Raw genomic sequence first — 23,765 nt, forward strand, 5'->3', positions numbered from 1 at the left:
GGGACCGGATGATCGCCAGTGCCGCAGCACTACTGCCCGCCTACGGGATTCGCGGCACGTCTTTTGCGCGCGTGATCGAGCATTCTGGAGCACCGCGAGGATCGGTCGGCCACCACTTTCCCGGCGGCAAAGACGAGATGATCATCGCCGCGATCGCCGTGGCCGGAAACCGCGTGACCGGCCAGTTGCACGGACTCATCGAGTCGGGCGCGACCTTCATCCAGGCCGTCGAATCGGTCTGCGACTATTTCAGCCAGGGCCTGATGCGTTCGGACTTCCGGGCGGGGTGTCCCATCGCGGCAGCGGCCACGGATGAGGATCTCTCCGACGAGGCGCGATCGGTCGCCATCGGCATCGTCGATGACTGGATCAGCCTGCTCGCCGGGTCGGCTGCGGCTGAAGGGCTCGATGCCGAGCAAGCGCGACTGCGAGCCGAGACCGCCCTCCATTCGATCGAGGGCGCACTCATACTCTGCAAGCTGCGCCGCTCAGCCGATCCGCTGCAGAGCGCCCTCAACGGCATCAAGAGCTTCACGTTCTCCTGATGCCGCCGAGATACGAGGTCAGTCGCGGGTGCGTTCGATGAAATCGTCCAATGAGGGCTCCTTCGTCATGTGGAAGTAGTCCACGAGCCGCCAAGGCATCACCGTGCGAATCTTCCCGAACTCGTTCCGGTAGTAGGGCACCATCCCCGGATGCGTCCAGACCAGTTCCGCATGGCGCGCATCCACTCGTTCCAGATAGTCATCGTGGCGATCAGGCTTCACCTCGATCGAATCGATGCCGGCCGCGAGCACCTCGCCGATCAGCTGTGCCGCGTAGCGAGCCTGGACCTCGGAGGTGAAGAAGGCACTTCCCCCGTGGCCGAGTCCCGTCGTCGGCCCCTGAAGGATGAGCAGGTTCGGAAACGACGGGACCGTTATCCCGAGGTAGGCGCCCGTGCCGTCGGACCACCTGTCGGCAAGAGTCGTTCCCTGGCGGCCGACGATCTCCAGTTGAGAGGCGTTCTTCGACACGTCATAGCCGGTGGCGTAGACGATCACCTCGCACTCGACCAGCGATCCGTCCGCCAACCGGATGCCATCAGCCTCGATCTCCGCAATGCCCTCGACTACCAAGTCGACATTCGGCTTGGTCAACGCCTCGTACCAGCCGTTGTCGAGAAGGATTCGCTTGCCGTAGGGCGGATAGTCCGGAACGCATTTGCCGATGAGATCGACACGGTCGCCCAATTGCTCGACGATATGGGCCGTCATCTCTTGGCGGTGCTTATCGTTCACCCTGTTCAATGACCTGTCGGGATGAGGCCACGACGGGTCCTTCTGCAACGTGGCGAGGAGACCGTCGCCGTAGCGCCACATCATGGTGAACCGGTACCACGCGGAGTAGAACGGCTCGTCGGTCAGCAAGGACTTGACGTCGTCACCAATCAACTCGTGGAATCGGGGAATCGGTCGAACCCACTGCGGCGTCCGCTGCAGGATCGTCAACTCCGCCACCGAATCCGCGATCGTCGGCGCAATCTGCATGCACGAGGCGCCGGTCCCGATGATCGCGACACGTTTGCCCGTGACATCCAGCTCGGCCGGCCAATGCGCCGAGTGGAATGCCTGCCCGGCAAAACGTGCGGCACCGGGAATCGACGGCACCTGCGGCTGGCCGAAGGGCCCGATCGCGGTGATGAGAAAGCGCGCTTGCACCTGCTCGGTGCCCCCGTTGTGGGACAGCTCGATACTCCAGCACTGCGCATCGTCAAGCCACCGGCCACTGACGAACCGCGTGTTGAAGCTCACGCTTTCTCGCAGTCCAAGCTGATCGGCGGTGCGTTCGAGGTAGTCCTGAATCTCCTGTCTAGCCGAGAAGAACCGGGGCCACGGGTATCGCCGTCCGAATGAGAACGAGTACGAGTGGTTCGGTGTGTCGACCGCGCACCCTGGATAGCGGGTGTCGCGCCAGGTTCCTCCGACGGTGTCACCGGAGTCGACGACTCGATGGTCGATGCCCAGACCGTCGAGCATCGCCGCCATCGCCATCCCGCTCTCCCCAGCTCCCACCACCAAGACGGGGAGAACCCCGTCGGTGGCGTGCCCGAGTTCTCCCGGTTGGGGTGCCGAACGCAGAAGCGGAACGAAACCCATCTGCTCCGCCATCATCGGCGCGTACTCCGGCGGGACCCGCCGACCGATGGCGATACTCATCATCTCGACAAGCGTGTCATCGTCGGGAACCGTGATCGCAGGGACTGAGTCCTCGGTCAACACCCTCAGTGCCGCATTGCGGATCTCGTGCTGGACGTCCTCGGCCAGACCCGCGTCTTCGGGCGCGATCAACCGAATGTCGTTCACCGGGCGGAATCGCTCGCTGAGCCAGTATCGGTCGCCGGTGTGGTGGAACACCATCATCAGCAGTGCGCGCAGATCGGCCGCCGCAACTGCGCGATGGGCGGCATCGGTGTCCATGATGAGCCGACGATCCAGGTTCGCTTCGTGCACAGTCGGGTTCTGCTTCATCAGCGCTCTCCAACATTTCCGGCGATCATCGTCCGATGCAGACCGATGCCGCCGTCGATGGCGATGTCCTGCCCGGTGATCGAGCCACTGCCTTCGGAAGAGAGGAAGGCGATCAGGTTGGCGATCTCTGCGGGCTGGCAGAACCTGCCCTCCGGCATCGACGACAGCAGTGCCTGGAAGTCGGCTGGCCGAAGCGCATGCAAGCCGGCGGTTTCGACGAATCCCGGTTGGATGCAGTTAGCGGTGATCCCGTATCCGAGGCTCTCGATTGCCACCGTCCGCACCGCGCCCTGTAGGCCGGCTTTCGAAGCCGCATACGCTACCTTGCCGGCCAGGCCGGTGCGGCCGGCCATGCTCGAGACGGCGACGACCCGCCCGTAGCGTCTCTCGCGCATTCCCGGCAGGCACGCCTGAATCACCCGGAAGGCGCCGGTGAGATTGACACTGATGTCGCGATTCCACTTCTCAACCGACATCGAGTGCGCCGGTGCGATCGTGTCGACAATGCCTGCGTTGCTCACGCATACGTCCACGTGCCCGAAGACCTCCTCGGGCAGCGGATCATTGACCACGTCGAGAGTCAGGTCCGCTCCCGGAGTGAGATCGACGGTGACCACCCGGAAGCCGTCCTCGCGCAGACGCGCGACGATCGCCGTTCCAATACCTCCGTTCGATCCAGTGACGAGTGCAACGCGCTGAGCCATGAACTTTCCTCCTGTGGTGACTACTGGTCGGCAAGAACCGCAGATCCGGGCCTCAACCGCACAACGAGAAACACTAACATACCTATCCGTATGTTTTAATTCTGCGTGTCTTATGTATAGTCTAGGAACACTATTTGCGAACCCTAACGTCCATAAGGGGCACTCATGTTCGATACAGTCAAGGCGAGAGACCTCGAGCAGCTTCTCGAGTTCGACTTCCGCAATGCCGTCGAGGCGCTCGACCATCACGCCAGGAACAGTGGCGACCGGCGCGCCGTGACCTACGGGGAGACCGGCCTCGAACTCAGCTACGCGGAATTCGGTCGCCTCACCGACAACATCGCCGGAAACCTCGCCGCACGAGGGGTCGGCGAACGTTCCAAAGTCAGCGTTCTGACGCCCAACCCGCTGATCGCCACGCTGACGATGTACGGCCTATGGAAGCTGGGCGCAACCTACGCACCGCTGAACTTCCAGTTCACCGGGGACCTGCTCGCCTACCAGCTCAACGACATAAATCCCGAGCTCCTGCTCGTCGACCGGCAGCTGGAGAATCGGATCTCGGAACTCGGTGCCCTTCTCCCGGAATCCATGACGACGATCGTCGCCGACGATCTGGCGACCGGAGGTTTCGCGGAGCTGCTCGCGCCGGCGACCCGGCCGAACGTCCGGATCGACATCGATCTTCCCGCCAGCATCATCTACACCTCGGGCACCACAGGCCCCGCCAAGGGAGTCGTGCAATCGCATCGGTGGCTCAACATCTACACCTGGATGCCACGTAAGACGCTGACTCCCGACGACGTGCTGTACAACGACTTGCCGACGTATCACATCGCCGGTGCGCACATCTGCTTTGCACGTGCACTCTGGGCTGGAGCCGCCGTGAGCCTGTGGGACAGGTTCAGCCCAAGCGACTTCTGGCATCGGATCAACTCGACCGGCTGCACCACGGCGGTCCTGCTTGACGTGATGATTCCGTGGCTGCTGAATGCCGAACCGACGAACCACGACCGCGAGAATCCGCTCAACAAGGTCCACCTGCAGCCCCTGCCCGCCAACCATAAGGAATTCGCGACCAGGTTCGGCATCGACTTCACCACGTCCGGATTCGGCCAGTCCGAATCAGGACTGTCGCTCCTCGCCCTGACAGAGCAGTGCCCCGAAGGCCAGGGCACGCCCTCCGATCTTTACCGCGGCCACACCCACGAGCACCTGCGCGAGCTGTTCACCGAGTTCGATCTGCCGGTATTCGACGGTAAGAGCGAACTTCCCAAGGGATCGATGGGCAAGCCCCTTCCATTCGCAGAAGTGACCGTACTCGATGAACGCGATCGCGAGTGCGCACCTGGCGAGGTCGGACAGCTGGCGATTCGGCCCCGCCTCTGTGAGGCACTCTTCCAGGAGTATCTCGGCAAGCCGGCCGCCACAGTCCATGCCTGGCGCAACCTCTGGTTCCATACCGGCGACGCGGCAACCCGCGATGCCGACGGGCAGTTCTCCTTCATCGACCGATTGGGAGATCGCCTGCGAGTTCGGGGCGAGAACATCTCCGGATTCCACATCGAGGAGATTCTGATAAAACACCCGTCGGTCCAACTCGCAGCAGTGGTCGCGATACCCGGCGCCGAAGGCAACGAGGACGATGTCATCGCCTTCGTAGAGTTGTCGGAGGGCGAATTATTCGACCCCGGCCAACTAGCCGAACACTGCCGCGAACACATGCCCAAATACATGCGCCCTCGCGACTTCATCGCAGTCGACCAGCTTCCCCGGACACCCACCAACAAGATCGAGAAGTACCGACTCCGCGACGGCTACCTGCGCGAGCATCGCAGCTGACAACGGCTGTCGGCAGCAGCGCCTTGCACCCGGACCTCGACGAAGGAATGACCTTGCTCGACCCCCACATCGCCCGCTTCATCGCCGCAGTGGACGCGGCGCCCTATCCCCCGATCCATGAGAACACCGTTGACGGCGCTCGCGCAGGGCTGCGAGCACTCGTGGCCGGAGCAGAGCGTCCGCCGCTAGCCCAGGTCGCCGAGACGGCCGTAGCGGGACTCCCCGCGCGGATCTACCGAGGAGAGCACACCGGAGCGGTGCCGACGGTTCTGTTCTTTCACGGTGGTGGATTCGTCATCGGCGATCTGGAGACTCACGACCGGTTCTGCCGCAGATTGTGCATCGAACTCGGTGCGGTCGTGGTGTCGGTCGCCTATCGGCTCGCCCCCGAGAACGCCTTCCCCGCGGCCGCGCAGGATGCGGTCGCCGCACTGGCCGACACCGCGGACCGCCTGAGTGAATACGGCGGAGACAAACTCGTGGTGGCGGGCGACTCGGCAGGCGGGAACCTGGCCATCGTAGCCACACAAGCGATACCAGGCGCAGCCGCCGCCCAACTGTTGATTTACCCCGCAACCGACACCTTCGGCGCATACTCGTCGCGCGTAGCGAATGCAGCCGGCTACTATCTGGAGTCGGCCACTCTTCGCTGGTTTGCCGAGCGGTATATCCCTGTCGGCACCGACCCGCACGATCCGCGCCATTCGCCACTCCGTGCCGCGCCCGAGGTGATCGCCACCCAACCGCCCACCTTGATCGTCACAGCCGAGTTCGATCCGCTTCGCGACGAGGCCGAAGCCTACGCGGGGGCGTTGCGCGAGGCAGGCGTTCCGGTCCACGCCCACAGATACCCCGGGCTAGTACATGGATTCATCGATCTCGGCGCTGTCAGTCCCGCCGCCGAGGATGCGCTCCAGGACCTCTTCGACCGGGCGCATGCGCTCCTCGCCGCATGCGCCTGAGCACATCCAATCACCGCCCGGGTGCTCCACGGATAGGTGACACCGCATGATCGGACGTGTCCGCCGGGCCTGGAACGATCACATTGCGCTGAGGCCGTACCCGGCCGCAATGTCGCGTTCGTTCGACGATGCAGTCGCCCGACGGGGTGGCGTGACGGGCCGGATTATCCACTCGGACAGTGGATCCCCATGCGTCGGCTGGTGCCGTCAGCCGGCGCGCACCGGACGCCTCTCCAACAGCACGCACTGAGCGATGCGGCCGAGGGGCCGACCAGGCGAGTGGATTACTCCTGCCGTCATCGCGATACCGTCATCACCCATCGAGGTCTCGCATTCGAGTCCGACCCAGCCCTGTGCCGGTGGACCGAAGAGGTGAACCGTCAGTTCTGTGTTGAGAAAGGTCCACTCGAACGGATCGACTCGCGCACCAAGGCCGTTGGCGATGTCCGACACCGACATGAGCGCGGTCAGCGGACTCGGGGCCTCTCCCGCAACCAGCGGCACCTTCAGCGAAAGCCAGGCGAGCGTCGGCCCGCCAGGATTCCCGATCGGTGTCGCCACATGCCAGTTCACCGCATTGATGAACCCCACCGTCCACGCATCTGGCAACGGCAGCGGCCGGCCACCGGGGAAGCCCCTCGACGGATCAGCAGCAGCGGCCACCTCCGTGCTGTCGCCGGTAGCCAGCCGCCATGCCTGCGCGCGAGCCACTGGGCGCCACGGTCCGCCGCCGGGCGCCGGCGCCCACATCTCGGCAATGAGCAATGCGACCTTCGTACCCGGACGCTCCACCCAGGACCGCACTTTGACAGTTGTGGCCGGCACCGGTCCCAGCAGATCCACAGTCAACCGAGCAAGCCTTGTGCCCGGAATCAGTCCGCAGCGTTCGAGGGTGCGGCACAGTAAACCGGCAACGGGGCCACCGTGCTGGACGTTGAGTCCCCAAGGGCTGTGTGTAAGTTCCGTCGCATAGAACCACTCCTCGGTTTCACCCCAATCGTCGGTCGTGCGCCGCTCGAGCACGTAGCAGGCCTGCGGCGCCGTCGCGCCCGAAATTCCGACGCCATCGTCCACCGGTTCAGTCCCCCGCCATCAGTTCACGCCGCAGGATCTTTCCGGACGCCGATTTGGGAATCGCGTCGGCGAACTCGACCAGTCGTACCTTTTTATAGGGTGCGACTTTCCCAGCCACGAAGTCCATCACGCTCTCCTCCGTGAGCTCGACTCCCGGCTGGCAGACGACGAACGCCTTCGGCACTTCTTCGCCGTCGGCCCCGCGCGCTCCGACGACAGCGGCGTCAGCGATCTCCGGGTGGCTGAGAAGAATCGCTTCCAGTTCAGCCGGTGGCACCTGATAGCCCTTGTACTTGATGAGCTCCTTCAATCGATCGACGATCCGAACGTAGCCACGTCCGTCGACGGTCGCGATGTCGCCAGTGTGCAGATAGCCGTCGGCGTCCAACGTGTCGGCCGTCGCCGCCGCGTTGTCGAGGTACCCGAGCATAATGTTCGGCCCCTTGCACCAGAGCTCCCCCGGTGCGCTCTCGTCGGCACTTCCGGCAGCCGGGAGCGCAACCTCCCGGCCCGTGGCAGGATCGACGATCCGGCACTCGATGCCCGGGAGCGTCTTGCCTACTGAACTTCGTGGCGCATCCGGATCCGCACGGGCGATGCAATGGCTCACCGGGCTCATCTCCGACATCCCGAATCCCTGCCCGACAGCACAATCGAGGCGATCGGCGACCGCCTCGGCCAGCTGAGCATCCAGCGGCGCCGCGCCCGACATGATTGCACTCACCGACGATAGGTCGTAGGAATCGACGAGTGGATGCTTGGCCAACGCCACGGCCACCGGTGGCGCGATGAAGACGTACGTACAACGAGTCTCGGCGATCGTGTCGAGGAAGACCGCGAGGTCGAATCGCGGCATGGTGACCAGCGTAGCGCGCCGGTAGAGGGCTAGATTCAGCAAGACCGTCAGCCCGTAAATGTGGAAGAAGGGAAGCACGGCCAGCACTCGATCATCGCGCACGATGTCGATCACCGGAGCAGTCTGCGCCACATTCGCCACCAGGTTGGCGTGGCTCAACCGAACCCCCTTGGGGTCCCCCGTGGTACCCGACGAGTACGGCAGCACCGCGATGTGCGTCGCCGGATCGAAGTCGACGACCGGAGCGCGGTGACCGGCGGCGGTCACCGCGGCCAATGAGTCCGTACCATTGCCGTCGAGCACAATCACTCGCGTCCCACCGATGCCGAGGTCGTCGAGGATCCGCTCGAGACCAGGCAGTGCCGCCGAATGCGTGAACAGAGCGCAAGCCCCGCTAGCGGCGAGCTGCTTGCCGGCTTCCTCCGGGGTGTACAGCGCGTTGACAGTGGTCGCGGTGGCACCCGAGCGAAGAATCCCGTGGAACGCCACGGCGAACTCGGGGCTGTTCGGCGCGTAGAGGCCGACGATGTCGCCGACGCCGATTCCCTCAGCCGCCAGCGCCCCCGCTACTGCGTCGATCCGGTCGATGAGGACCCGATAGCTGATGGAGGCGCCGTCGGCCGCGAGAAACGCCGGTCGACTCAGATCCTCATCACAGAGGCTCCCGAACAAGTATTCGTATACGCCGACATCGGGAATGTCGACCATCTGATACGGGCTGGTAAATGGCATTGCGTCTACTCCTCAGATGAACCCGTCGCCGCTTCGTCGGCGGGTCGGATGATTGTCGATACCCACGGGGATGTGGATGGTCTTGGTTCTCAGAACGTCACCGGTTCTCGCCCGCGGGATCAGTCCGGTCCGCGTACTCGCTCACGTGCGGATCGGCGACGTACCTGTCAGCGATCACCACGGGCGGTGCGTGGTTCCAGGCGGGCACACCGTGCTCGGGCTTGGCGATCGGCCAGGATGCATCGCCATTGAGATATGACCAGTGCGCATGGTTGAGCTGGTGCATGGTGAATACAGCATTGAGCGAATTGACGAAGCCCATGTTGTCTAGCGAATGATTCACCGAGTCCTTGATCAACAAGGCTGCAACGGTGGGGACCTTCGCGATACGCGCTGCGAACTGCAGCGTCTTCTCCTCCAATTCGGCACGTGGGAAGATTTTGCTCACCATGCCGATGCGATGGGCTTCTTCGACGTCTATCGCATCTCCGGTGAGCAGCAACTCCTTCGCCCGGCGCGGGCCGAGCTCCCAAGGATGGGCGAAGTACTCGACCGCGTTCATTCCCAACCGAGTGCCGACGACGTCAGCGAATGAGGCGTCGTCGGCACCGACGATCAAGTCGCACGCCCACATCAGCATCAGTCCCGCCGAATAGGTCGTGCCCTGAACCTGCGCAATCGTGATCTTGCGCAGATTCCGCCACCGCTTGGTGTTCTCGAAGTAGTAGTGCCACTCCTGGAGCATCCGATTCTCGATACCTTTGCGGGTTCCGCCATTGACGGTGAAGCTCGGGTGCCGGTCCGGTCCAGACATCTCCGCCATTGCCTCCGCCGACCCCAGGTCGTGGCCAGAGGAGAACAGCGGACCGGTACCGCCCAGAATCACTACCTTGACCTGGTCGTCACGCTCAGCCCGCTCGAACGCGTCATCGAGCTCAACGAGGAGCCCACGATGCTGGGCATTGCGGGTGGTCGGACGGTCCAACAGGATCCGCGCAACTGTCCCGTCGTAGAAGGTCTCGTACCGAATGTGCGAATAATCCGACATGCTTGCTGAACTCTCTCCCTGCACCTGCACGCGCACGTCGTTCATGCCGACGCCTGACTCCGTCAGATTAATTCATACTGATTCCGTACGCAATGGCGACGGCGAGCTCGTGCCGCCCCGATAGGCTGATCGGCATGACGATCAACCCAACCGGCTCCGCCGGACCGGGACCGGACGGCCCGGCCACCAGCCCGGGCCGTCCCGGGCGCAAGCCCGACCCCCGGATCGCACCAGCGGTGTTGGCTGCGGCACTGCGCGTCTACGCCCGTGACGGATGGTCTGCGCTATCCTTCGAATCGGCGGCAAAAGAGTCCGGTGTCGGGAAGCCGGCCATTTACCGGCGCTGGTCGTCACCCGCCGAGCTACTCGCCAACGCCTTTGACGCACTGGTCAAGCTCCCCCAGGCAGAGGATCGCGGTTCACTCCGCGCCGACCTCACCGACTACGTCGCAGCCTTCGTCCATTGGTTCGGCGACCAGCAGAACGTGATGATCACTGCTCGCCTGGCCGTCGACCGGTTGATCGACCCGGAACTGGAAGCCGCCTACTATCGGATCGTCCATCAACCGCGACTGGACGCGGCTCGGCAGATCGGCCGACGCGCCCTGGCACGAGGCGAACTGAAGTCGGCGGCCGACTCGTTCATCGCTGCCGAGCTCTTGGTCGGCGCGATGACCACCCATTGGCAATTCAGCCGCCCCAGTCAGCTCGAACGATTTCGAGAGACACTTCCCACATACGGCGAACGCATCGTCGAAATCGTTCTGGCAGGACTCACGCACGCCACTGTCGTCGATACGTCTTAAGCCAGATCGAGCACCAAGCGACCGCGCACCCCGCCTCGCGCCATCCGCCGGTAGGCCTCGGCGACATCGGCGAGCGGATAGATCTGCGCCACCCGCGGTTCGATCACGCCGCCTTCCAATGCATCGGCGACGGCGGCGATCGCTTCTTTATTGCGGGCATATTCGGGGACCAGAATCGACGAATGCTCCACTCCGCGCTCGGTATCGAGTCGCGTGGGCCTCACCGACACCAGCCGACCGCCGTCCCGAATCGCAGGAAGGATCGCCGAGTTGAGCAAGGCGGTGTCCAAGACGCCCGCGACGCCGTCCGGCGCGGCAGCGCGCATACCGCGGGCCACATCTGTATAGCGGTCGATCACCGCCGAGGCACCCGCCGACCTCACCGCCTCGGCGTCGGCCGGCGCGGCTTCCGCGATCACCCGCAATCCACGTGCGCGAGCGAGTCGGATGAACATCGTCGCCAAATGCCCTGCGCCACCGGTCACTCCGACAGTTTCGTCACTGTGCAGATTCATCTCGTCAAGTGCCTGTACCGCAGTCAGCGCATTCATGGGAATCGTCGCCGCCGCCGCGAAATCGATCGCCTCGTCGAGGCGAATCACCGAGGCTTCGGGAACCACCGTGTATTCCGCTTGCGCCCCCGTATGCGATCCGTACGGAACCACTACCGCCATCACGCGCTCACCGACCGCAAACGTCGACTCGGAACCGACAGCGTCGATGACGCCGGCTGCATCCATTCCTGGAACCCAGGGTCCCTCGACTCCAGTCATCATTTTGCCCATTGTCAGCATCGCCAAGTCGGTCGGGTTGACGGCAGCCGCGTGCACCCGAAGGCGCACCTCGCCGTCCCGGGGTTCCGGAACTTCGGCCAATCCTCGGGCGACTTCGCCGTCGGTGCCGATAACGACCGCTGCCATCGCTGTCGCGCGGCTCACTGATCGCCCAACACGAAGATCGGCTTGTGACCTGCGTCCGGGCCAGTCAGCACATCCGGAATCTGCTCCCAGGGGTAGATTCCACTGGTCACCAGTTCGGGATGCAGAACCCCCTCGGCCACCGCGGCGAGGGTCGGCGTCATATTCGGTCGCGCCATACCCTTGCCGTTGTGGAAGTTCACACCTCGCTGATACAGGGCCAGCAGCGGGATGGGCACCTCGTCGAAGTATATTCCGACACTGTTCACAGTCCCTTCCGGAACCACTGACAGCAAAGCCTTGCGGAGCCGGTGCGGGTCGCAACTGGCATCCACCGCGACGTGAAAGTCCTTGTCGTGTTTGTCGTTGATGTGCTGGACCTCCGCCCCGAGTCTGGCGGCCGCTTCCATCCGTACTGGGTCGTCGTCGAAGTACACAGTGTGTGCGGCGGCGCAGTGGACTGCGACATCGACGGTGTACAGGCCGATCGATCCGGTTCCGCCAAACACCGCCACCTTGGGATCCGCGATCCCCTCGACCGAGGGCATGACAGTCTCCCAGCCGAGTGCAAGATTGTCCCCGATCGAGGCGAGGTGCACCGGATCAACGTTCGCGGGGAGCTTCACCAGATTGTAGTCAGCGTAAGGAACCCGGACCAGCTCGTCGAAGGTGCCGCCCCACATACCGTTGACAGGAAGACCGTATTGGGAATCTCCATGCTTGAGACATCGCGCGGGATGGTCGATGCTGCACTGAGCGCACGATCCACAGGCGATATGCCAGGCCACACCAACCGCATCGCCGACCTGGAACGTGGCACAGTCCGGACCAACCTCTACCACTCGCGCTACGCACTCGTGCCCCAGCGGGAAAGGTCCAAATCCCGAGAACGGGGTCTTGTCCGCGATGACATGATGATCAAGATCGCAGGTCGTCGAGGCTATCGGACGAACCAGCGCGTCAGTTCCTTCCAGGATCGTCGGCGCTTCGACCTCGTCGAACCGCAGCTCCCCTGGCTTCACGAACATCAGACTCTTCAACTTCTCACTTCCTTACAGGTTGTCGTTGCAGTTCATTCATCGACTCGAGCTGGTGATTCGATCGCGCGCCAGCACGAGTTTGGTGGTCTTCATCGCGTACGCGTTCGGCGCATCGTCGAAGTCCGCGAGCACGGTGGTGACCCGCTCGGCCGGAAACCCGGAGGCGGCGACCCAGTTCAGGAGGTCCGGCAGGATCGGCCGCGGATGAGTGACTCCGATGTGGAGGCTCATACCGGTGGCGTACATCCGCATGAGCGGCGCCGGCGTCATCGTGCCGACGTAATAGCCGACCGCAGTACAGTGCCCGCCGGGTGCGGTCGCCCTGATCGCATAGCGCAGTCCGGCGCTGCTCGACGAGGCTTCCACGACGATGTCGTACTCCTCGCCAGTGCCGGGTGCACGCCGCTTGACCGGCTGGTCGACCACCCCGGCGCCGAGGGCCTCGGCCAGGTGCAGGCGCACCGGGTCGGTGTCGAGGTAGGTGACGTCTTCCGCGCCGTGGGCCACGGCCAGGCCGGCCGCATAGAGTCCGATCGACTGCGCGCCGCCCCCGATGATCAGCACCCTGGCGTGCGGATAGGCCTCCAGGTGCGGAACCACGCATCGCCATGCATCGGCGAGATTGTCCGATGCTGCTGCGACTCGCTGCGCGGGCACCGCTTCGGGGAGGCCGACCAGCAGATGATCGGCAAAGGGAACGCGCACCAGGTCCGAGGCCATTCCGCCCCATTCACCACATGCCGAACCGAACCCGAAGGCAGCCAACTCGTCGAGCCCCGATCCGCCGGTCGCCCTGGTCGTGAGGCATTTGGTGGTCAGCCCCCGACGGCAGTTCCTGCAGATTCCGCAGGACACCGACCACGGCACGACCACCAGGTCTCCCGTCTGCCACCGGCGCACGGACGGCCCGACGTCGAGAACCTCGGCAACGCACTCGTGGCCGATGGGCAGCGGTCCGGCGAACGGCACAGGTCCGCAGATCCTGCCGACGGCGGGGTCGATCAGCCCCAGCCGCAGCCCCGCCTGCATCGCGCGGGAGACGCGTCGATGCACGGGAAGACAATCACCGTCGCACCGACCGACGACGATCGGTCTGACGATGACGTCCCCGGGATCCTCGACTCGTGGGTCTGGGGCCTCCCGCCATCGCAACTCGTTGCGCTGAATCAAGACAAGCTGACGCATCCGACCGCGCCCGCTCGCTCTGGCCCTCTACTTCGCCGACGCTGCGGCCAGCTTCTTGAGCTCCTCGAACCGGATCACGTTGCCGCCGGCGCCCCAGGTGCCCTCGGGCTGCTCGTGAATGAGGACCCACACGTGCAGGCCGTCGTGTTCGGTGAGCGCAGCGGCTGCCGACACATCGGCGGTGGCCTGCTTGATCAGCCCTTCCTTGCGGCGGTCGGACAGCGCACCTTCCGGCACGGTCACGTCCACCCGGAAGCGCGGCAGGTCGTCTTCGGCGCTGCCGAATCGACCGTCCGCCACCTCATCGATCCGGCACCAGGCCAGCGAACGAAACAGCGCATCGTCTGGAGCGCCCTCCCACTCCAGCAAGGTCGCAGCAAGGGTCTTCTGCAGGTCGGTGCGGCTTTCCGCCGACAGAACACCTTCGGGAACGGTGAGTTGAATCATGGGCACAGCGGACTCCTTGCGTTCTATGATGGTCGTTATATTTCCGCCGACCCTACGCGGTCTTCCGACCACGGGCAAGAGCCGCGGCCGCTCCTGCTCCACACGGACAGGTCAACCGACCCGGTCGAAGCAGGACTCCACCGCATTCGGGCACGGACGGCTCGGGCGATCAGGGGTACACCTGGACCTCACCGCCGTCTACGAACAGCTCACTGCCGGTGATGAAGCTGGACTGATCCGAGGCCAGGAAGAGCACGGCGTTGGCGATCTCGGCCGGATCCGCAGCGCGTCGCAGAGGTGTGCTGCTCGCCAGCGCATCGACGAACGCGCCGGCTTGCGCGGGGTTCGCGGCGAGGCCGCGGAGCCCCGGGGTGTCGGTGGGACCGGGCACCAGCGTGTTGACACGCAGGCCGCGGGGCGCGAGCTCGGCGGCCCAGACCCGGCCGAACTGCCTGATGGCCGCCTTGGTCGCGGAGTAGACGCCGAAGCCGGCGGTGCCGCGGCGCGCCGAGCTGGAACCGGTGAGCACGATGCTCCCGCCTGCGTTCAGCAGCGGGAGTGCTTTCTGGACCGTGAAGACGGTGCCCCGCACGTTGATCCCGAAGGTGCGGTCGAAGACCTCGGGGGAAAGCGTGTCGAGGGGCCGGTCCGCCTCTCCCCCACCGGCATTGGCGAAGAGGATGTCGAGACGGTTCTCGTCTGCGGCGATCCGGCCGAACAGCCTGTCGAGGTCGGCCAGGTCGGAGACGTCGCTCTGGACCGCGATCGCCCGTTCGCCCAGTTCCCGGGCTGCGGCGTCGAGAAGGCGCTTGCGGCGGCCGGTGAGATAGACGCGCGCACCCTCAGCGATGAAACGCTGGGCAGTGGCGAGCCCGATACCCGTGCTCGCGCCGGTGATCAGGGCCGTCTTGTCGGCGAGCTGACTCATACGTGTTCGTCCTCTGCAGTCTCGTGTGCGAAGCGCCGGGCGGTGTATCGGCGGGCGGCGGTCGGCATGGCCCGACAACGCGTTATTGACCGTCCGGTCCACCATAAGCGTGATGGACCGATCGGTCAATAACAGATATGGTGCAGACATGGCTCGGCCACGGCAGTTCGACGAGGAGACGGTGTTACGCGCCGTCTGCGACCAGTTCTGGCACGCAGGCTATGCGGCGACCTCGCTCCAGGACCTCATGCGAGTCACAGGCCTGGGCAAGGGCAGTCTCTACGCCGCCTTCGGAGACAAACACGAGCTCTTCCTCCGAGTGCTGCGCCGGTACGCGGCATCGCTCGACCGGGCGGTGCGCGGCTCGATCGACTCGGCTCCGCGCGCGATCGACGCCCTTCGCTCGTTCGTGATGACGCCGGTGGGCGACCCCGCAGGCCACGCCGCCCGGCGCGGCTGCTTCCTCGCCAACAGCACAACCGAACTGGCTTCCACCGATCCCGCCGTCGCCGCGGAGGCGCAGCGCGCATACGAGGGCATCACAGCGACGCTGACCGAGGGCGTGCGGCGCGCTCAGGTCGAGGGCGACCTGAGCGCCTCCGCCGACCCCGCCGGCGTCGCCCGGGCGCTACTAGCCGCTCAGCAGGGCCTGACGTACATGGGGCGCACGGGAATGGACGTCGAGATGCTGTCGGCGACTGCCGATTCGCTTGCAGCGCAACTCCTGCCCACCTCGGCCGGTCCGTGAACGGCCATCCGGTTCCGGCGCCGAGCCGGCGATGTCCGAGATTCCCGGCACACTCTCCGCATGAGTGTTGAACTGCGCGGCACAGACCTCCGGCACTGGATCATCGGCGAGGCGCGAAAACAGTCGCCGGTCTCCATCCGGATGATGATCGCTTCAGCTGCGGACCAGGGATTCTCCTTCGCAGGACGCCCGTCCAAAGTGATCTCGGACGCGCTCCGCTGTGAGCGTCGGCGTGGCCGAATCGTCAGGACCGGTCGCGGCGAGTACACGCTGGGCACGATTCCACGAACGAGCGGCAGACTGATCGATCAACGGCTGTCGCAGCTCGCCGCGGCCGCTGCGAGGTCTGGTCGACAGGAGCGACCGGCAGCCTGATCGGACAGCTATACGACAACTCTGAGCGACAAATCCTCTTACCGCTCGCGCACGGGGCGAAGTTGTCGCTCAGAGTTGTCGCATTTACTCCACTTCAACCTGTCGCGATGTGCGAGCGTCTCGCGGGCCGGTGCCCCCGACGGGCATCAGCCCACCCTCCGGCTCCCGGAGGCGAAGCCCAGCCAGGTGTGCCGGTTGTTCCACCAGCACCAACCCAGCTTCACGGCCCCTCGTCGCTCCCGGCCGTCACGGCCGGTGCCGTTCGAGATCCACAGAGCAGGCGTGCGCGAGTCGAATCCGTTCTTCTTCTGTCGGCGCGAGCCGATCGTCATGAAGCAGGCGTTGCGGTCGATCACCTCGGGAACCTGCAATGCCCAATGAACGCCTTCAGCGACGGTGAACGGTGTTCGGGACTCTGCACCGATAGCTTCCGACGCCTCCGCCGGCGACCAGTTTCGCATGCCATCACCTCGGGAGGGGTCCTCAACGGCATACACCCTGGCATCGGGCACGGCAGCTTCCACCGTCGGCAGGAACTCTTCGAGGTCCTCCATGTCGACCACCACGAAGCCGGGCCTCTCCTGCCCACGCTGCATGCGCGTCACCGACGGAACCAGAATCCTCACGGGCAGGGCCGTCTCCGAGGCGACGAGCAACGCCCCAGCCCCGGCTCGACCCTCCAGCTCAGCGGCGGCGGCACGCACGTCCGCCGCCGTGAGGCGGCTTGCCTCATGTTCGAGCACGCCGGTGGCGATCAACCGTTCCGCCTGCACCGACAGCGACGGCAGTGCACGGACTTCCTGCTCTGACGTCGCCTCAGAAGTCATCACACGTTGAACCGGAATTCCACCACGTCGCCGTCGGCCATCACGTAGTCCTTGCCCTCCATGCGGACCTTTCCGGCGGCCTTGGCGTCGTTCATCGAACCGGCCGCGTCGAGGTCCTCGAAGGAGACGATCTCCGCCTTGATGAAGCCCTTCTCGAAGTCGGTGTGGATCACGCCGGCGGCCTTCGGGGCGGTGTCGCCCTGCCGGATGGTCCAGGCGCGCGACTCCTTGGGGCCGGCGGTCAGGTAAGTCTGCAGGCCCAGCGTGTGGAAGCCCGCCCGGGCCAGCTGCCGCAGGCCCGGCTCGTCCTGGCCGATCGAGTCGAGCAGTTCCTGCGCGTCCTCCTCGTCGAGTTCGAGTAGCTCCGACTCGACCTTGGCGTCGAGGAAGACGCAGTCGGCCGGTGCCACGGCGTCCCGCAGCTGCTGCTTGCGCGCCTCATCGGTGAGCACCGACTCGTCGGCGTTGAACACGTACAGGAAGGGCTTGGCGGTCAGCAGGTGCAGCTCGCGCACGCCGGCCAGATCGAAGGAGTCCTTCGCGGAGAACAGCGTCGCCCCCGAGTCCAGGATCTCCTGGGCCTTGCGCGCCGCGTCGAGGGTCTCGACCAGGTCCTTGTTCTTCTTCGCGTCCTTCTCCAGCCGCGGCAGCGCCTTCTCCAGGGTCTGCATGTCGGCCAGGATCAGCTCGGTCTCGATCACCTCGATGTCGGCCATCGGATCCACCCGGCCGTCCACGTGCACCACGTCGTCGTCGGCGAAGACCCGCACCACCTGGCAGATCGCGTCGGCCTCGCGGATGTTGGCGAGGAACTGGTTGCCCATCCCCTCGCCCTCCGACGCGCCTTTGACGATGCCGGCGATGTCGACGAAGCTCACCGTGGCCGGCAGGATCCGCTCACTGCCGAAGATCTCGGCGAGCCGGGTCAGCCGCACATCGGGCAGCTCCACCACCCCGATGTTGGGTTCGATGGTGGCGAACGGATAGTTCGCCGCCAGCACATCGTTACGGGTCAGCGCGTTGAACAGGGTGGACTTGCCGACATTGGGCAGGCCGACGATACCGAGGGTCAGACTCACGGGAGATCAGTCTATCTTCCCCGGCTCCGGCCCCGTACCGCCGGAGTCGTCGACGACGACGGTCTCGTGCAGGACTCCCGCCGCGGCGTCCTCGGCCTGGATGGTCTCACCGGCCGCCATGCCGATCTGCTCGAGCACGTACCGCAGCAGCACGGTCAAGCACGACGCGGCCGGCACCGCCAGGAATGCACCCGTGATCCCGAACAGGGTGCCGCCGAGGGTCACCGACAGCAGCACCACCACCGCATGCAGTTCCATCGCCTTGGACTGCAGCCACGGCGAGAGCACGTTCCCCTCCAGCTGCTGCACCACCAGGATGATGCCCAGCACGATCAGCGCCGTAGTCAGGCCGTTGACCAGCAGCGCCACCAGCACCGCCAGACCACCGGCGACGAAGGCGCCGACGATCGGCACGAAGCCGCCGAGGAAGGTGATCACGATCAGCACCGCCGCCAGGGGCACGTCCAGGATGATCAGGCCCAGACCGATCAGGCTCGCGTCCACCAGGGAGACGATCGCCTGGGTCCGGATGAAGCCGCCGAGGGTGTTCCACATCCGGGTCAGCACCTCGGAGATGTGCGAGCCGGTCGGTGCACCCACGGTCCGGTTGACCCACGGCAGGAACCGCGGGCCGTCCTTCATGAAGAAGAACGTGATCACGATCGCGGTGAACGCGGTGATCGCCGCCGAGGTGGCCACGCCGACACCGCTGAAGACACCCGAGGCGATGGTGGTGGCGCTCGACTGCAGCCGGTGAGTGATGTTGTCGACCAGCGTGGAGAGCTGGTCGTCGTCGATGTTCAGCGGCGGACCCTGGATCCAGTCCTGCAGCCGGTGCAGACCCTCGATCGCCCGGTCGGCCAATTGCGGCGCCTGGTCGATCACCGACGGCACGATCCAGGCGATCACACCGGCGATCACGCCGAACGCGGCCAGCAGCGAGATGAACGCCGCCAGCGCCGGCGGCACTCCCTTGCTGCGCATCCAGCGCACCGGCGGCCACAGCACCGTCGAGAGCACGATGGCGAAGAGCACCGGCAGGATGATCACCCACAGCGCCCCGAGCAGGATCTTCATCGCCCACAGGAAGGCCAGCACCAGCAGCACCTGCAGGCACACCATCGACGTCGAGCGCAGTCCGGTGAGGAACACCCGGGACCGGCTCGGGTACGGCTTCCCGGTCCGAGGATCGAGCAGCACGCGCTCGGTGACGGTGGCCATGTCCTCGGTCAGCCCGTCGGCATCGCGGACTGCTCTCCCCTCCGGCCCGTGCTCGGCAGAGCGCTTCCGGCGCCAGTTGATCTTGCTCACCGGCTCATGGAAGCACAGAAACCGCCCACTGTCGTAGGCACACGCCATGATGTCGGCATGAGCACAACGCTGGCACTGACTGCCCTGGTCTGCCTCCTGCTCGGCGGCCTCGCGGGCTGGCTCGGACACGGCCGTTTCACCCGGTCGGCCGCGGTCGACGAGGAGCGCAGCAGCGACGCCCTCGGCCGGCAGGTCGACGACCTCGTCGCTCCCCTGCGCCAGACCCTCGATCAGCTCTCGGCACAGATGCATCGGAGCGAGAGCGGCCGCATCGCCGCGCAGGCCGGCCTGTCCGAACAACTCCGCGGCATGACCGTGACCGCCCAGCGCCTGCAGGATCAGACCGCCCGGCTGGCCGGCGCGCTGCACGCCCCGCAGATCCGCGGCCGCTGGGGCGAGGTGCAGCTCGAACGCATCGTCGAACTGTCGGGCATGTCCCGGCACTGCGACTTCACCACCCAGCGCAGCTACGCCGACGACGACCGCACCGTGCGTCCGGATCTAACGGTGCATCTGGCCGGCGGCCGCTCCATCGTCGTCGACGCCAAGGTGCCGCTGCAGGCCTGGTCCGATGCCGCCGGACCGGCCACCGACCCGGACGCCGCGCAGCAGCGGCTGCGCCGGCACGCCCAGGCCGTCCGGGCACACGTCACCGCACTCTCGGGCAAGGCCTACTGGGCCAGTCAGCGGCAGAGTCCGGAGTTCGTCGTCCTCTTCCTGCCCGGCGACGGCGCGCTCGAAGCCGCCACCCGGGCCGACCCGGCCCTGCTGGACTACGCCTTCGCCCGCAACGTCGTCCTGGCCACCCCCAGCACCCTGATCGCGCTGCTGCGCACGGTGGCGCTCGGCTGGCGACAGCACGCGCTGGCCGAGGACGCGGCCGTCATCCACGACCTCGGACGCCAGCTCTACCAGCGGCTCGACGGCGTACTCGGGCACCTCGACAAGACCGGAACCGCGCTGCGCCGTGCCGTCGAGGCCTACAACGCGACCATCGGCGCCGTGGACAATCGACTCGGGGTGACCGCCCGCCGGCTCGCCGAACTGGAGGCGCTGAGCACCGTCGAGACCTCCGGAAACCGGCTGCGAGACCGTCCCGCCGCCATCGACACCACGGTGAGAGTTCCATCACGCGCCGACTGAGAAATCGATGAGCCACCGGCCAGGCGTCGCGGTGCACCCGTCTGGACCCGGTACCGTTGACGTGTGTTTTCCCGCATGCGCAACGGAGCTGCCGTCCCCGCAGACCAGCAGTCCGTCATCCCCGCAGTGCGCGGCGTGCCCTGGTGGGCAGCGGTCGTCATCGCGGTGGCGATCACCGCGATCGGAGCGGCCATCGACGCCGACGCCCGCGGTGCGCTCGGCACCTCGTTCAAGGCGTGCTACCTGATCGGCTGCCTGCTCGCCGCGCTCGCCGTCCGTCGCCGCGCCATGTTCACCGCGGCCGCCCAGCCACCGCTGGTGGCATTCTTCGTCGGCATCATCACGCTGTACACGCTCAACCGGGACGAGGCCGAGGGCCTGCGGTCGGTGGTGCTCAAAGTGGTGCTGCCGATCGCCACCAGCTTCCCGTGGATTCTGCTGACCTTCCTGCTGACCCTGCTGGTGGTGGTGGCCCGCTGGTACTTCTCCCGCCGGGCGGTGAACGCCCAGCACGCGGCCGAGAACGCCGTCTCGGCCACCGCGAAGAAGTCCGGCAAGGCCCGCACGCGCACCTCCTCGGCGAAGTCCGGAGCGGCGGCGAAGTCCGGCGGCCGGCCCGCACGGCGTGACCAGGACGGCGACCGCGCCGCCCGGACGGTCAAGACCGGCGCCGTCGGCGCCGGCGCCGGGGAGACGCGGACCCGCCGGTCCGCCGGCACCGCCACCGCGGAGAAGCCGCGTCGTCAGGCCTCCGGCCGACAGAAGACCGCCGCCGACGAGAAGCCCGTCGAGAAGACGCCGGCCGGGAAGAGTCCCAGCCCGAAGAACTCGGCCGTGAAGCCTGCGGCCCAGAAGACCGCAACCCCGAAGAACTCGGCCCCGAAGACTCCTGCGGCCCAGAAATCTACAGCCCCGAAGTCGGCACCGGTATCGCCGGAGAAGCGGGGACCGGCCGGCGCCGAGGCTGCAGCCGGATCGGCATCATCGTCGGTGCGTAAGGCGCGGACCGCCGTCGGCGAATCGCAGGCGCGGCCGGCCCGCCGGGCGCAGCCGCAGACGGTGCCGCCGCGCCAGCCCGCCGGCCGGCCCGCCGCGCGCACCGCCGGTCAACGGCTCCGCGAGCAGGGGGCGATCGAGGACCTCACCCTCGGGGTGGACGACCTGGAGTCTGGCTCCCCGAGCTGATCTCGCCGTTCGCGGCCCCGGACACCTTGCTGATCCGCGCGAGGTGATCGAAGCGGTTGTTGGCGATGCGCATGGCGATCTCGTACGGCAGCGCGAACTTGCGCGCCCACCAGTAGCCGAACCGGGTGTCGAACGAGGTGTAGACCATGAACTTGTTCTTCTTCACCCCGCGCAGCACCGCGGCCGCCGCCTGCTCCGGCGTCACCGCGATCTTGTGGAAGCCGTCGACCTGTTTGGCGACGGTCGGGTTGTCCCGGTCGAGCCCGGCGATCTCCACGGTGTTCACCAGCGGCGTGGACACGGCGCCCGGGCACACCAGCGAGACACCGATGCCGTGCCGGCGCAGGTCGAAGCGCAGTACCTCCGAGACTCCGCGGATACCGAACTTGCTGGCGCTGTAGGCGGCGTGCCAGGGCAGCGCGAGCAGCCCGGCCGCCGACGAGACGTTCACCAGCTGACCGCCCCGGCCGCGCCGGACCATCGGCGGAACGAAGCACTCGATGATGTGGATCGGCCCCATCAGGTTGACGTCGACCATCTTCTTCCAGTGCCGGTGCTCGAGATTCTCCACCGTCCCCCAGGCCGACACCCCGGCCACGTTCATGACCACGTCCATCACGCCGACCTCGGCTTCGACGTCCCGTGCGAAGGCGGCGACCCACTCGTAGTCGGAGACGTCGCCGGCCCGGTGGTAGACCACCGACTCGCCGGCCGCGTTGAGCTGATCCACCCACGCGTCGAGCGCGGACTGCTGCAGATCGGTCAGCACCAGGCGGGCGCCTTCGTCGGCTGCGGCCTGTGCCACCGCCCGGCCGATGCCGCTGGCGGCACCGGTGATCAAGACAGTGCGACCGCGCAGCGTGGGCACCGGAGTCGGCATGTAGACCAGGTCGCGGAGCGTGGAGAACGAAGGCAGGAATCCCATATCCCGACTCTAACCGCCGGAATGTCGGATGGGCAGCATGTCAGATGGGCAGCTTGCCGCCGAAGACCGTGTAGACCACCGAGAGCATCGCCTTGAGCACCTCGGCGGACACGTCCGGTCCCAGGCTGGCCAGCAGACCGGCCGCCTCCTCCGGGCTCTTGGCGGAGGCGAGCTGGTCGAACAGCGGCTCCACCGCCTTCAGCGATGCCAGGTCGGTCAGGCCGGCGCCGGGCGCGGGCGCCTCGGCGCCGGGCGCGGCCGCTGCGGGCGCACCGGCCAGGTAGCTCTTGATCCCGTTGGTGATGGCGACGGCGTACTTGGCCTCACCCGAGGCCGAGCTGAGCGCGTTCGCCTCCTTCTCGTTGGACAGGTTGCCCATCTCCAGGAACACCAGCGGCACCTTGGTCAGGTTGGCCCCGGCGATGTCCGAGCGGGTCTGCAGGCCGTTCGACCCGGTGTAATTGGACGGCTTGAAGCCGGCCTGCACCATGGCATCGCGCATGGTCGTCGACGCCTTGCGGCCCTCGCCGGACTGGACCGAGTTCACCTGAGCATCCGGGATCGGCAGCTTGGGGACGATCAGGTGGAAGCCGGACTTGCCGTTGTCGGGTTTGCCGCTGGTGGAGTCGGCGTGCACGCTCACCGCCAGATCGGCGCGTGCTGCACCGGCGGCGGCGGCCCGCTCGTCCACGCAGCCGCCCCATCCGGTGTCGTCGTTGCGGCTGAGCACCACCCGGGCGCCCTCCCGTTCCAGGGCGGCCTTGACCAGCTGGGTCACCTCCCAGGTGATGGTGTGCTCCTTCTTCTTCTCACCGAACAGAGAGGTGGCGCCGGAGGTCTGGCAGTCCTTGGTGCCGCCGCGCCCGTCCGGGACCTGCTGGTTCAGCGCATGCCCGGCGGACGAGCCCTGATGCCCGGGATCGAGGAAGACCGTGCGTCCGCTCAGTGTCGCCGGCGCCGGGGCGGGATCGGCGAGAGCCGCTCCGGTTCCGGTCAGCGCACCGGCGGCCAGGACCGCCGACACGACGGTGCTCACTGCAGCACGCGAGGTGCCCCGCGAACGAAGAACGGATGTCATCTGTTTTCCCCTTACAGCACAAACACAACAGCAATCACACTGA

General features: G+C 66.2%; 23 protein-coding genes. 8 read left to right on the forward strand and 15 right to left on the reverse strand.

Features of this window, described 5'->3' with window-relative positions:
- Positions 1-8 precede the first annotated feature (8 nt).
- Positions 9-545: a TetR/AcrR family transcriptional regulator gene (locus ACJMNC_RS04415; protein WP_408946724.1), complete on the forward strand. Its 537-nt coding sequence runs from the start codon at positions 9-11 to the stop codon at positions 543-545.
- An 18-nt stretch (positions 546-563) separates the two neighbouring features.
- Here ACJMNC_RS04415 and ACJMNC_RS04420 read toward each other — a convergent pair whose 3' ends face one another.
- Entirely contained in the window at positions 564-2,510 is a 1,947-nt protein-coding gene (locus tag ACJMNC_RS04420; RefSeq protein WP_408946725.1) for a flavin-containing monooxygenase, read from the reverse strand.
- Positions 2,510-3,214: an SDR family oxidoreductase gene (locus tag ACJMNC_RS04425; RefSeq protein WP_408946726.1), complete on the reverse strand. Its 705-nt coding sequence runs from the start codon at positions 3,212-3,214 to the stop codon at positions 2,510-2,512. The genes ACJMNC_RS04420 and ACJMNC_RS04425 overlap by 1 nt, the downstream gene beginning before the upstream one ends.
- A 165-nt stretch (positions 3,215-3,379) precedes the next feature.
- On the opposite strand from ACJMNC_RS04425, the gene ACJMNC_RS04430 reads away from it, so the two are divergent.
- Together ACJMNC_RS04430 and ACJMNC_RS04435 are read left to right on the forward strand one after the other, a co-directional pair.
- A complete protein-coding gene (locus tag ACJMNC_RS04430) occupies positions 3,380-5,056 on the forward strand; it encodes a class I adenylate-forming enzyme family protein (protein WP_408946727.1) in 1,677 nt (558 codons plus the stop codon).
- 47 nt (positions 5,057-5,103) lie between these two features.
- Complete coding sequence (locus ACJMNC_RS04435; protein ID WP_408946728.1) at positions 5,104-6,018, forward strand: alpha/beta hydrolase; 915 nt, start codon at positions 5,104-5,106, stop codon at positions 6,016-6,018.
- 207 nt (positions 6,019-6,225) lie between these two features.
- Here ACJMNC_RS04435 and ACJMNC_RS04440 read toward each other — a convergent pair whose 3' ends face one another.
- From ACJMNC_RS04440 to ACJMNC_RS04450, 3 genes are all read right to left on the reverse strand, one after another.
- Positions 6,226-7,092, reverse strand: coding sequence for a thioesterase family protein (locus ACJMNC_RS04440; RefSeq protein ID WP_408946729.1), 867 nt, complete (start codon positions 7,090-7,092; stop codon positions 6,226-6,228).
- A 4-nt stretch (positions 7,093-7,096) separates the two neighbouring features.
- On the reverse strand, positions 7,097-8,680 hold the full coding sequence (locus tag ACJMNC_RS04445) for an AMP-binding protein (protein WP_408946730.1): 1,584 nt from the start codon (positions 8,678-8,680) through the stop codon (positions 7,097-7,099).
- 97 nt (positions 8,681-8,777) lie between these two features.
- Positions 8,778-9,728, reverse strand: a complete 951-nt coding sequence (locus tag ACJMNC_RS04450) for an enoyl-CoA hydratase (protein WP_408946772.1) — start codon at positions 9,726-9,728, stop codon at positions 8,778-8,780.
- 134 nt (positions 9,729-9,862) lie between these two features.
- On the opposite strand from ACJMNC_RS04450, the gene ACJMNC_RS04455 reads away from it, so the two are divergent.
- Entirely contained in the window at positions 9,863-10,534 is a 672-nt protein-coding gene (locus ACJMNC_RS04455) for a TetR/AcrR family transcriptional regulator (protein WP_408946731.1), read from the forward strand.
- On the opposite strand, the gene ACJMNC_RS04460 is transcribed toward ACJMNC_RS04455, so the two are convergent.
- The 5 genes from ACJMNC_RS04460 to ACJMNC_RS04480 form a co-directional block, all read right to left on the reverse strand.
- The gene (locus ACJMNC_RS04460; protein ID WP_408946732.1) at positions 10,531-11,454 is read right to left on the reverse strand and encodes a zinc-binding alcohol dehydrogenase family protein; all 924 of its coding nucleotides are present in this window, start codon (positions 11,452-11,454) and stop codon (positions 10,531-10,533) included. The two genes, ACJMNC_RS04455 and ACJMNC_RS04460, sit on opposite strands and share 4 nt — an antisense overlap.
- Positions 11,455-11,468: 14 nt before the next feature.
- On the reverse strand, positions 11,469-12,491 hold the full coding sequence (locus tag ACJMNC_RS04465; protein ID WP_408946733.1) for a zinc-binding dehydrogenase: 1,023 nt from the start codon (positions 12,489-12,491) through the stop codon (positions 11,469-11,471).
- Positions 12,492-12,527: 36 nt separating this feature from the next.
- A complete protein-coding gene (locus ACJMNC_RS04470; RefSeq protein WP_408946734.1) occupies positions 12,528-13,676 on the reverse strand; it encodes a zinc-binding dehydrogenase in 1,149 nt (382 codons plus the stop codon).
- 27 nt (positions 13,677-13,703) lie between these two features.
- Positions 13,704-14,123 carry a 4-oxalocrotonate tautomerase gene (locus tag ACJMNC_RS04475; protein ID WP_408946735.1) on the reverse strand — a complete coding sequence of 140 codons (420 nt, stop codon included), beginning with the start codon at positions 14,121-14,123 and terminating at the stop codon, positions 13,704-13,706.
- A gap of 169 nt (positions 14,124-14,292) precedes the next feature.
- Positions 14,293-15,051: an SDR family NAD(P)-dependent oxidoreductase gene (locus ACJMNC_RS04480; RefSeq protein ID WP_408946773.1), complete on the reverse strand. Its 759-nt coding sequence runs from the start codon at positions 15,049-15,051 to the stop codon at positions 14,293-14,295.
- Positions 15,052-15,163: 112 nt separating this feature from the next.
- On the opposite strand from ACJMNC_RS04480, the gene ACJMNC_RS04485 reads away from it, so the two are divergent.
- Together ACJMNC_RS04485 and ACJMNC_RS04490 are read left to right on the forward strand one after the other, a co-directional pair.
- Entirely contained in the window at positions 15,164-15,799 is a 636-nt protein-coding gene (locus ACJMNC_RS04485; protein ID WP_408946736.1) for a TetR/AcrR family transcriptional regulator, read from the forward strand.
- Positions 15,800-15,859: 60 nt separating this feature from the next.
- Positions 15,860-16,174 (forward strand): hypothetical protein, encoded by a 315-nt coding sequence (locus ACJMNC_RS04490; protein WP_408946737.1) that lies wholly within the window; start codon positions 15,860-15,862, stop codon positions 16,172-16,174.
- Between the two features lie 146 nt (positions 16,175-16,320).
- Here the strand turns inward: ACJMNC_RS04490 and ACJMNC_RS04495 are convergent, their stop codons facing one another.
- The 3 genes from ACJMNC_RS04495 to ACJMNC_RS04505 are packed head-to-tail and all read right to left on the reverse strand — an operon-like array spanning position 16,321 to position 19,301.
- Positions 16,321-17,001, reverse strand: coding sequence for a DUF5701 family protein (locus tag ACJMNC_RS04495; protein WP_408946738.1), 681 nt, complete (start codon positions 16,999-17,001; stop codon positions 16,321-16,323).
- A complete protein-coding gene (gene ychF, locus ACJMNC_RS04500; protein ID WP_408946739.1) occupies positions 17,001-18,080 on the reverse strand; it encodes a redox-regulated ATPase YchF in 1,080 nt (359 codons plus the stop codon). Before ychF ends, ACJMNC_RS04495 begins: the two co-directional genes overlap by 1 nt.
- Before the next feature lie 6 nt (positions 18,081-18,086).
- Positions 18,087-19,301: an AI-2E family transporter gene (locus ACJMNC_RS04505; protein WP_408946774.1), complete on the reverse strand. Its 1,215-nt coding sequence runs from the start codon at positions 19,299-19,301 to the stop codon at positions 18,087-18,089.
- Positions 19,302-19,448: 147 nt separating this feature from the next.
- Here ACJMNC_RS04505 and ACJMNC_RS04510 point away from each other — a divergent pair, with 147 nt between their 5' ends.
- Together ACJMNC_RS04510 and ACJMNC_RS04515 are read left to right on the forward strand one after the other, a co-directional pair.
- Entirely contained in the window at positions 19,449-20,534 is a 1,086-nt protein-coding gene (locus tag ACJMNC_RS04510; protein ID WP_408946740.1) for a DNA recombination protein RmuC, read from the forward strand.
- A 75-nt stretch (positions 20,535-20,609) separates the two neighbouring features.
- Entirely contained in the window at positions 20,610-21,719 is a 1,110-nt protein-coding gene (locus ACJMNC_RS04515) for a DUF6542 domain-containing protein (protein WP_408946741.1), read from the forward strand.
- Here ACJMNC_RS04515 and ACJMNC_RS04520 read toward each other — a convergent pair.
- The gene (locus ACJMNC_RS04520) at positions 21,676-22,599 is read right to left on the reverse strand and encodes an SDR family oxidoreductase (RefSeq protein ID WP_408946775.1); all 924 of its coding nucleotides are present in this window, start codon (positions 22,597-22,599) and stop codon (positions 21,676-21,678) included. The genes ACJMNC_RS04515 and ACJMNC_RS04520 overlap by 44 nt on opposite strands.
- An 85-nt stretch (positions 22,600-22,684) precedes the next feature.
- Positions 22,685-23,722 (reverse strand): N-acetylmuramoyl-L-alanine amidase, encoded by a 1,038-nt coding sequence (locus ACJMNC_RS04525; RefSeq protein ID WP_408946742.1) that lies wholly within the window; start codon positions 23,720-23,722, stop codon positions 22,685-22,687.
- Positions 23,723-23,765 lie beyond the last annotated feature (43 nt).

The sequence above is a fragment of the Gordonia sp. VNK21 genome, assembly GCF_046098115.1.
In the GTDB taxonomy this organism is placed as follows: Bacteria; Actinomycetota; Actinomycetes; order Mycobacteriales; family Mycobacteriaceae; genus Gordonia.

Excerpts from the sequence above, each read along its gene's own strand:
- ACJMNC_RS04415 (WP_408946724.1), top strand. The coding sequence starts at position 9 with ATGATCGCCAGTGCCGCAGCACTACTGCCCGCCTACGGGATTCGCGGC.
- ACJMNC_RS04420 (WP_408946725.1), bottom strand. The coding sequence starts at position 2,510 with ATGAAGCAGAACCCGACTGTGCACGAAGCGAACCTGGATCGTCGGCTC.
- ACJMNC_RS04425 (WP_408946726.1), bottom strand. The coding sequence starts at position 3,214 with ATGGCTCAGCGCGTTGCACTCGTCACTGGATCGAACGGAGGTATTGGA.
- ACJMNC_RS04430 (WP_408946727.1), top strand. The coding sequence starts at position 3,380 with ATGTTCGATACAGTCAAGGCGAGAGACCTCGAGCAGCTTCTCGAGTTC.
- ACJMNC_RS04435 (WP_408946728.1), top strand. The coding sequence starts at position 5,104 with ATGACCTTGCTCGACCCCCACATCGCCCGCTTCATCGCCGCAGTGGAC.
- ACJMNC_RS04445 (WP_408946730.1), bottom strand. The coding sequence starts at position 8,680 with ATGCCATTTACCAGCCCGTATCAGATGGTCGACATTCCCGATGTCGGC.
- ACJMNC_RS04450 (WP_408946772.1), bottom strand. The coding sequence starts at position 9,728 with ATGTCGGATTATTCGCACATTCGGTACGAGACCTTCTACGACGGGACA.
- ACJMNC_RS04455 (WP_408946731.1), top strand. The coding sequence starts at position 9,863 with ATGACGATCAACCCAACCGGCTCCGCCGGACCGGGACCGGACGGCCCG.
- ACJMNC_RS04460 (WP_408946732.1), bottom strand. The coding sequence starts at position 11,454 with ATGGCAGCGGTCGTTATCGGCACCGACGGCGAAGTCGCCCGAGGATTG.
- ACJMNC_RS04470 (WP_408946734.1), bottom strand. The coding sequence starts at position 13,676 with ATGCGTCAGCTTGTCTTGATTCAGCGCAACGAGTTGCGATGGCGGGAG.
- ACJMNC_RS04475 (WP_408946735.1), bottom strand. The coding sequence starts at position 14,123 with ATGATTCAACTCACCGTTCCCGAAGGTGTTCTGTCGGCGGAAAGCCGC.
- ACJMNC_RS04480 (WP_408946773.1), bottom strand. The coding sequence starts at position 15,051 with ATGAGTCAGCTCGCCGACAAGACGGCCCTGATCACCGGCGCGAGCACG.
- ACJMNC_RS04485 (WP_408946736.1), top strand. The coding sequence starts at position 15,164 with ATGGACCGATCGGTCAATAACAGATATGGTGCAGACATGGCTCGGCCA.
- ACJMNC_RS04490 (WP_408946737.1), top strand. The coding sequence starts at position 15,860 with ATGAGTGTTGAACTGCGCGGCACAGACCTCCGGCACTGGATCATCGGC.
- ACJMNC_RS04495 (WP_408946738.1), bottom strand. The coding sequence starts at position 17,001 with ATGACTTCTGAGGCGACGTCAGAGCAGGAAGTCCGTGCACTGCCGTCG.
- ACJMNC_RS04505 (WP_408946774.1), bottom strand. The coding sequence starts at position 19,301 with ATGGCCACCGTCACCGAGCGCGTGCTGCTCGATCCTCGGACCGGGAAG.
- ACJMNC_RS04510 (WP_408946740.1), top strand. The coding sequence starts at position 19,449 with ATGAGCACAACGCTGGCACTGACTGCCCTGGTCTGCCTCCTGCTCGGC.
- ACJMNC_RS04515 (WP_408946741.1), top strand. The coding sequence starts at position 20,610 with ATGCGCAACGGAGCTGCCGTCCCCGCAGACCAGCAGTCCGTCATCCCC.
- ACJMNC_RS04520 (WP_408946775.1), bottom strand. The coding sequence starts at position 22,599 with ATGCCGACTCCGGTGCCCACGCTGCGCGGTCGCACTGTCTTGATCACC.
- ACJMNC_RS04525 (WP_408946742.1), bottom strand. The coding sequence starts at position 23,722 with ATGACATCCGTTCTTCGTTCGCGGGGCACCTCGCGTGCTGCAGTGAGC.